The sequence below is a fragment of the Bradyrhizobium sp. CCBAU 11434 genome (assembly GCF_028128895.1).
GTDB classification, from domain to species: domain Bacteria; phylum Pseudomonadota; class Alphaproteobacteria; order Rhizobiales; family Xanthobacteraceae; genus Bradyrhizobium; species Bradyrhizobium zhengyangense.
In genome coordinates this window covers 1-7,140 of the sequence record NZ_LBJX01000055.1, presented here as the reverse complement: position 1 = coordinate 7,140, position 7,140 = coordinate 1, and the positions used below count along the sequence as shown (strand labels likewise).

Here is a 7,140-nt window from a genome sequence, read left to right as displayed (position 1 = left end):
AAATAAGCTAGAGGATTTTATGCGCGTGTCAGCAAGGCTCTCATTGGTGGTCTTGTTAGCCGCATTGATCGGCTAATTCTTGGCCGACGTTTGCTCAGCCAGAAGAGCTTCTCCTTGCATCAATTCTCGCGATAAATACGCGATTGGCAACGGCGACTTGCAGGCCAAGCTGCTCGCGAAATTCACTAAGGCGAGTGATCTCGCGGCGGGTTGCGCGTAGGGATCAACGCGGGTGAGCTCCGCTTTGAAGCTTTGATGTCGGGCTGTTCGAGCTGTCGAGCGGCCTGGCGGAGCGCCTGTCGGTTGCGCGCGGCTCGACGAACTGGTCGGCTTGCGTCTGCCTGGCATCTCGGGCCGAGTGGACGTCGGCTCAGATTTATAACGATCGCTCCCGAGGGCGACTGGGGGAGGCGCGCCCCGTCGAGTTGCTTCGTGAGCAGTTTCGACCGGGTTGGAGCTCCACCGGTACTGCGGAATCCCGGCGGAAGGGGGACCAAGTGGATCCGGCGCAAATGCGCTTCTAAGGGCACCCTTGCCGATTGGTAGACACCAGAAGAGTGGAGGTCGGGAGGACTATTCCCATTTGGTATCGATCTCTATGAAATTGGTATTGGCGTGGCCGCGCGATGTGCGATCAGAGTATCCTCGAACCAATCAACTACAATTGATAGGAGGAGGCGTTATGCGTTTGAGGGCGGGGCTCTTGTTAGTGGCTTTGCTGGCCACTTTAACAGGCTAATCATGTCCGACGTCGTCGCGAGACGAGGATCGCTCTTCTCGATTCGCGAGGTCGACCAAGCGAAGGGCGGGCTGGCGTCGCTGCCTCGTTACACGATGGTGTCTCCGCGTGAGGAGGCGACGGGTTCCTCAATTGATCGACAAAGTACGCTGAACCTCAGTGGGGGGGCTGTCGGCGCTCACCCTGGTGCTGACGTGGTGGGCGAGCTTGACACGGACGGGACGTCCAAGTCGAGTTTCTCTCCCGATTTCCTAGTGCCGAGGATGTCGTGTGCCAAGCTGTGTTGAGGAGCAACTGCGATGAGGGACGTTCTGGAGTACTGGCCTGTACTCACGCGAGGTCTGTGGGTGACCGTGTGGGTGTCATTGTGCATCATCCCGGGTGCGGCAATTGGCGCGCTTATTCTCGGAGCGATGAGACTCTCCGCAGCCGTAGCTCTACGGGCCGCGGCTATTGTTGTCATCGAATTCGTGCGCGCGCCCTCCGCTTTGGTGCTCCTGTTCTGGGTGTTCTATGCGTTGCCGCTGTTGCCAGGCATGCCGCGCTTGAGTCCTTTGGCAGCTGCGATTCTGGTTTTGGCGCTTGACGGTGCGGCCTACGGCGCCGAGATTGTCCGGGGTGGTATCGAGGCCGTGCATCGAGGACAAACTGATGCGTGTCATGCGCTTGGGCTAAGCAAGGTGCAGAGCTTCACCAAGGTCATTCTACCGCAGGCGCTATCACAAATCGTGCCCGCTTTCGGCAGTCTGGCCAGGAGTATGGTGAAGTGGACTGCGATCGTAAGCTTCATCGGTGTGCAGGATGTGCTCTATGTCGGAAACTACATCCGCGGCCAAACCTATGACACGGTGACCGTTTTTTGCCTGCTTGCGGCCTTGTACTGGATTCTGACTTATCTTTGCGGCGCTGCGTTCCGGGCCCTTGAACAGCTGCTGCCGCTGAACCGTGCATTGCGAGCCGTGCGCGTACCGGTTCAGCTCGCGCCCGGAGCGACTGTAACTGCGGGAGCGGCCCAATGACGTGGGATTGGAGCTTTGTCCTAAAGATCCTGCCAGACCTGATGACGGGGGTCTGGTATACTATCTTGGTGACGCTTGCGGCATCTGCGATCGCGCTCGTGGGAGGGCTGTTGCTTGCCATTCTGGAGAATGTGAGCACCAAGTTCGGGCGGGCATTCGTTCGTTTCTGGCTCGAATTCTTGCGAGGTGTGCCGACCCTGGTACTGCTGTATTTCGCCTTCTACGTCCTGCCGGAAGCGGGAATTACTCTTCCCGCAATACCGATTGGCATCGGTGTCTTAGGAGTGGTCTACGCCGCGTACTGCTCGGAGGTGTACCGAGGTAGCCTGATCACGATACCGCACGAGCTGCGCGACGCGTGCGTGGCGCTTAATTTGAACCGGTTTGTGACATGGCAACGTGTGCTCGTACCGCTAATGGTTAAACGAGCGATTCCTGCATTGCTCAACTACGTGCTCGGCATGTTCAGAGAGACCGCAGTGCTTTTTGCGATCGGGGTTCCGGTACTCATGGGCGAAGCTAACGTGATCGGTTCCGAGAACTTCCGCTACCTCGAACCATTCACCCTGGCGGGTCTCATCTATATGGGCATGAACCTGCCGTTCCTCTATCTCGTTTCCAAATTCAAGGATAAGCATGTCTAGCAGCATGGAATTCAGTCAGGCAGGACCTCTCACGCCCGGGGCCGCCGCGCCAGCCAACCGGACAGACGCGCTCTCGAAGTCGCAACAGGCGATGTGGGCAATTGAATTCGACAAGGTTTCAAAATCTTTCGGTGCTCACCGCGTGCTGATCGATCTGGATCTCCAAGTTCGTCCCGGCGAAAAGGTTACGTTAATTGGCCCGAGCGGTTCAGGGAAGACGACTGTGCTGCGCTTGGCGATGACCCTTGAGAAGCCCACCGGCGGCGATATCCGGGTTTTCGGGGAGAGCATCGTATTCGATGCGGCCGGGGAGCCGATAGCGAGTTCGCAGGAGGCCCGAATCCGCCGTCGGTGCGGTATGGTCTTTCAACAGTTCAACCTGTTTCCCCATTTGACGGTGCTGCAGAACCTGATCCTGGCGCCAACGACCGTGTTGCGGCAGTCCAGAGAGCGTGCTGAAAAGAGCGCGCTCGAATACCTTCGGATGGTGGGTCTCGAAAGCAAGGTGAATGCGTATCCCGCCCAGCTTTCCGGAGGTCAGCAGCAGCGCATCGCGATTGCGCGGGCGCTGATCTTGAAACCGGAGATTCTCCTGCTCGACGAAATCACTTCTGCGCTGGATCCTGAGCTCGCCGGAGAAGTTCTCGACGTGGTACGAGGTATAGCTCACGAAACGAAGGTATCGCTGCTAATCGTGACGCACGAGATGCGTTTCGCGCGGGAAATCTCAGATCGAATCGCTGTTTTCGACGCGGGGCGCATTATCGAACAGGGCCCGCCTGACAAGATCTTCACCAGCCCCGAATCCGACCGCACGCGCGCATTCTTGCAATCCGTGTTGAACCACTGAAAACTATACGGACGCGCTCTGTGCCCCGACCGACTCAGCCATAGCAGGTTTCCCGCCTCATCCAGCTTGTGGACGAGCTCCCCTTAGTCCGGCCAGCGGATCACGCCGATCAACCAAGCCGATCCTAAAAGCGCATGTGACGTCGTGAAGGCTGGGACCGACACTAACCCTTTAAGTAGACGATCACCTAAACTCGAGAATTAGCTTGCGCCCATGGCAAGCGCCGGCCCGCCAGCGTTCCGGAGACCTGCAGCAGCATGTCGGTGACTAGGATCGCTCACATAACGGATTTCGCACGCTAGCGTCGGCGGACCCATGCCGCCGAAGTCGTAAGATAGAACTGGCACCGTTCGGGGCGAAGATCGTGTACCCGCCTGCAGGATATATATATCGATGAGATATCGAGACATGAACGGATTCTTGAGGGTCGCTGTTTCGTCGCGCGGCGCTCGCGCCGATCGGCCCTGTGTTTGCGGCCGACCAAGTGACGGTCGTTTCCTCCGGAGTCGTACCGGAGGCATTCGAACCCTGCCGCTATGTGAGCGGTGTCAAAGCAGAAGAGGGTACTGCGATAAATTCGCGGTAGGAACCAATCCTGCAAATTACAGGACTAGTCACGATGGCGTCCAGAGATATTCGAGCACTTTATCAAACTAGCGATGCACTCGGTTTGGCGGAATTGATTCAAGCTGGGCAAGTCACACCTTCTGAGATCATGGAAGCTGCGATCGCCCAAGCTGAAGCGACAAACCCTCGCATCAACGCACTGATCAGCTGGGAGTATGAACTTGCGCGTTCTCAAGCCAGCGCGTGTAAGGCCAACTCGACGTTTTCCGGGGTTCCTTATCTAGAAAAGAATCTCAGCGCCGAAGTTGCGGGGTTCCGGACGACCAACGGCTTAAAATTTCTCCATCGGCTTGCTCCGGTTGCCGAGACTGATAGTGAGGCCGTGCGCCGCTTGCGTGAGGCGGGCATGATTCCTTTCGGGATGACCAATTCTTCGGAAATGGGTTTGCGATGGACGACTGAACCGAAGGTGTATGGCGCCACGTTGAATCCTTGGAATCTGGCTTTTTCTGCAGGAGGCTCTAGCGGCGGCGCAGCGGCGGCCGTCGCAGCGAGGATAGTCCCGGTCGCAGGTGGGAGCGATGGGGGGGGATCGATCCGAATGCCCGCAAGCGTTTGTGGCCTGATCGGGCTAAAACCCTCGCGAGGGCGGATACCCGATCCTTGGCAGGGGCTCGCGGTGCCGGGATCAGTATTGGGCTGCCTGTCTCGAACCGTTCGTGACACGGCGGCGTACTTGGATGTCGTGAGTGGCCCCCGCCCAGGCGATTATTTCACCCCCCCAAGGGGCGCTGAGTCGTTCCTGGAACTTTCCGCCAGAGACCCCAACCAATTGAGTGTCGGTTTGGCTACATCGTTGCCATACGGGTTCAAGATGGACCGCGAGATTACCGCTTGCTTGAATGAAACAGCCCGCCTGCTGGAGGATCTTGGGCATCGAGTCGAACCGTGTGAACTTAATTTGTTCACCGAGGCCGCTCGCGCTGCTCGATCGCGGGTTTTTGTGGTTCAGCTAGCGCAGCGGCTCTCTGCGTTGGAACTGACCCTGGGCGCGCGAATGCTCGACGACGACTGTGAGCCAGCCACCAGATCATTCATCGAGGTCGGCAAATCAGTCGACGCGATCACATTTGCAGCCGACGTGGAGACCATCCGTATCAGTGCATGCGACATAGCGGGACGACTCGCACGCTATGATGTTGTGCTGTGTCCGGTTTGGCCCGCTCACATCTTCCGTCGAGACGAAGGTGACGAAGAAGCCTGGCCTGACGAGCAAAAGGTTGCATTCAATGAATATCTCACAACCATCAATATGTGCGGAGTGCCCTCGATTTCGCTTCCCGTAGGCGTTTTCCATGACGGGTTGCCGTTGGGCGTGCAACTGGTGGGGCGGTATGGTGATGAAGCTACGCTGCTTCAGGTTGCGACCGCTTTGGAGCAGCAACTTCGCTGGCACGAGAGACAACCGCCGGTTATCGAGGGATGATTTTCAATGTACCTGCTTGATTGCGGCTCCGCCGATTGTGGGGTGCTTCGAGGCTCACTCGCGCACACCCCTGTCGAACACCATCATCGGGCCGACAAGAAAGCTGCTTTTCCTTTTATAGTGCAGCGGTAAATTGAACAGTAGCGGTGACATGAAGACATGAAGATGGTCGTGGGCCTTTCGACCGGCAGATATTGGCTTGATGTCTCGACCGCTGAAAAATGCCAGGGTTATCCAGGCGGCGCTTGGGACGAACCGATCGGCACGATGGTAAGGCGGTAAGCCTCCGGTGAGGCTTTCAATTACGCATAACTTTGACCGCTCGGGCTGATCCGCTGATGGGGGAAATCTTGAATCGAGAGAATCACTTGTGATTCCTTTCTGAGCACCTGATTCGCGAGGGGTGCTCTATGTGACTGACATTTTGGGGATCGATCGGCAAAAAGCTGTTTGCGGTCCTTGGAAGGTGAATGTTGGATTGATCGAGAGAGTAGTGGATGCGAGTTTAGGGATGCGCGGGTCGGCGACAGATTCCGCAAACTGCTCTCGCAGATTGGAGCGCCGTGGGACAAAGCATTCCGCTCGTCTGCCAGGATTGGGCGAATACCAAGGCAGCTTACCGCTTCTTCTCTAACGACCGGGTCAGCCACGCGGACATTCTGGCCGGGCATTTCCAATCGACACGTGATCGTGCCACCGCCACCGAAGGTCTCGTTCTTGCGCTGCACGATACGACCGACTTCAGCTATCAACGCGAGAAGTCAGAAGCGATCGGCATTACCAAGAGCATAAACAGTGGACGGGATAAGGCAGGTCGCCTCAGATCGCACACGGTTTGCGGCATCCTGATGCATTCGAGCCTCGCGGTTACAATCGAGGGGGTGCCGCTGGGGTTGGCGGCCGTTAAGTTCTGGACCCGGAAGAAATTCAAGGGGACAGCAGCGCTTAAAAAGAAGATCAATCCGACCCGGATTCCCATCGAGAAAAAGGAAAGCGTCCGGTGGTTGGAAAATCTGAAGCAGTCTACGCAACTCTTGGATCATCCGGGACGATGCATCCATATTGGTGATCGCGAGAGTGACATCTACGAACTCTTCTGCGCAGCACAGGAGATCGGGACCCATTTCCTGATCAGGACCTGCGTCGACCGCTTGGCTGGAGACGGGGATCACACCATCGCCGACGAAATGGACGAGGTCGCCGTCAAAGGGCTCCATCGCATCGAAGTCAGAGACAGCAACGGCGATCCCGACCAGGCCGTTCTTGAGATCAGGTATCGCAAGATTCGCGTTCTGCCGCCGATCGGAAAGCAGAAGCGCTATCCCGCTCTGACCCTGACAGTGATCCATGCCGAAGAGCGCGGGACGCCGAAAAACAGAAAGAAGATCGATTGGAAGCTGATCACTGACCTGCCTGTTGGTTCCCGCACCGACGTCATTGAGAAGCTCGAATGGTATGGTTTGAGATGGAAGATCGAGGTGTTCCACAAGATCCTCAAATCGGGCTGCAAAGCTGAGGAGTCGAAGCTTAGGACCGCCCAGCGTCTGACCAACCTGATCTCGCTCTTTTGCATCCTGAGTTGGCGGGTCTTCTGGATGACAATGCTCAACCGTTCCGCCCCAGACGCGCCACCAACCCTCGCGTTGACTGCGACTGAAATCGGCGTGCTCGATCGCCTCGTCAACGACAAAGCAAGAGCAAGACGGAAAACGCTCTCGCACTATCTGATCAAGATTGTGAGCTGCTGCCGGTTTGGTGGACACCAAGTTAAGCTAATCCCACCTTGCGCTCGAACTCAACCGGGCTGAGATAGCCCATGGTCGAGTGCCTGCGGA

The 7,140-nt window shown here is 57.2% G+C and carries 5 protein-coding genes; all 5 read left to right on the top strand.

Going from position 1 to position 7,140, the window contains the following annotated elements; translation table 11 throughout:
* The first annotated feature begins 1,038 nt into the window (after positions 1-1,038).
* A complete protein-coding gene (locus XI06_RS13225) occupies positions 1,039-1,758 on the top strand; it encodes an amino acid ABC transporter permease (RefSeq protein ID WP_271605521.1) in 720 nt (239 codons plus the stop codon).
* Positions 1,755-2,402, top strand: a complete 648-nt coding sequence (locus tag XI06_RS13220) for an amino acid ABC transporter permease (protein WP_271605520.1) — start codon at positions 1,755-1,757, stop codon at positions 2,400-2,402. Before XI06_RS13225 ends, XI06_RS13220 begins: the two co-directional genes overlap by 4 nt.
* 91 nt (positions 2,403-2,493) lie before the next feature.
* The gene (locus tag XI06_RS13215) at positions 2,494-3,252 is read left to right on the top strand and encodes an amino acid ABC transporter ATP-binding protein (protein WP_271605522.1); all 759 of its coding nucleotides are present in this window, start codon (positions 2,494-2,496) and stop codon (positions 3,250-3,252) included.
* 619 nt (positions 3,253-3,871) lie between these two features.
* Positions 3,872-5,305, top strand: a complete 1,434-nt coding sequence (locus tag XI06_RS13210; RefSeq protein WP_271605519.1) for an amidase — start codon at positions 3,872-3,874, stop codon at positions 5,303-5,305.
* A 563-nt stretch (positions 5,306-5,868) separates the two neighbouring features.
* The gene (locus tag XI06_RS13205) at positions 5,869-7,113 is read left to right on the top strand and encodes an IS4 family transposase (protein WP_271605518.1); all 1,245 of its coding nucleotides are present in this window, start codon (positions 5,869-5,871) and stop codon (positions 7,111-7,113) included.
* Positions 7,114-7,140 lie beyond the last annotated feature (27 nt).

What these genes read in the sequence shown, in the direction of transcription:
- XI06_RS13220 (WP_271605520.1), top strand. Translation starts at nt 1,755, where the DNA reads ATGACGTGGGATTGGAGCTTTGTCCTAAAGATCCTGCCAGACCTGATG.
- XI06_RS13225 (WP_271605521.1), top strand. Translation starts at nt 1,039, where the DNA reads ATGAGGGACGTTCTGGAGTACTGGCCTGTACTCACGCGAGGTCTGTGG.
- XI06_RS13215 (WP_271605522.1), top strand. Translation starts at nt 2,494, where the DNA reads ATGTGGGCAATTGAATTCGACAAGGTTTCAAAATCTTTCGGTGCTCAC.
- XI06_RS13210 (WP_271605519.1), top strand. Translation starts at nt 3,872, where the DNA reads ATGGCGTCCAGAGATATTCGAGCACTTTATCAAACTAGCGATGCACTC.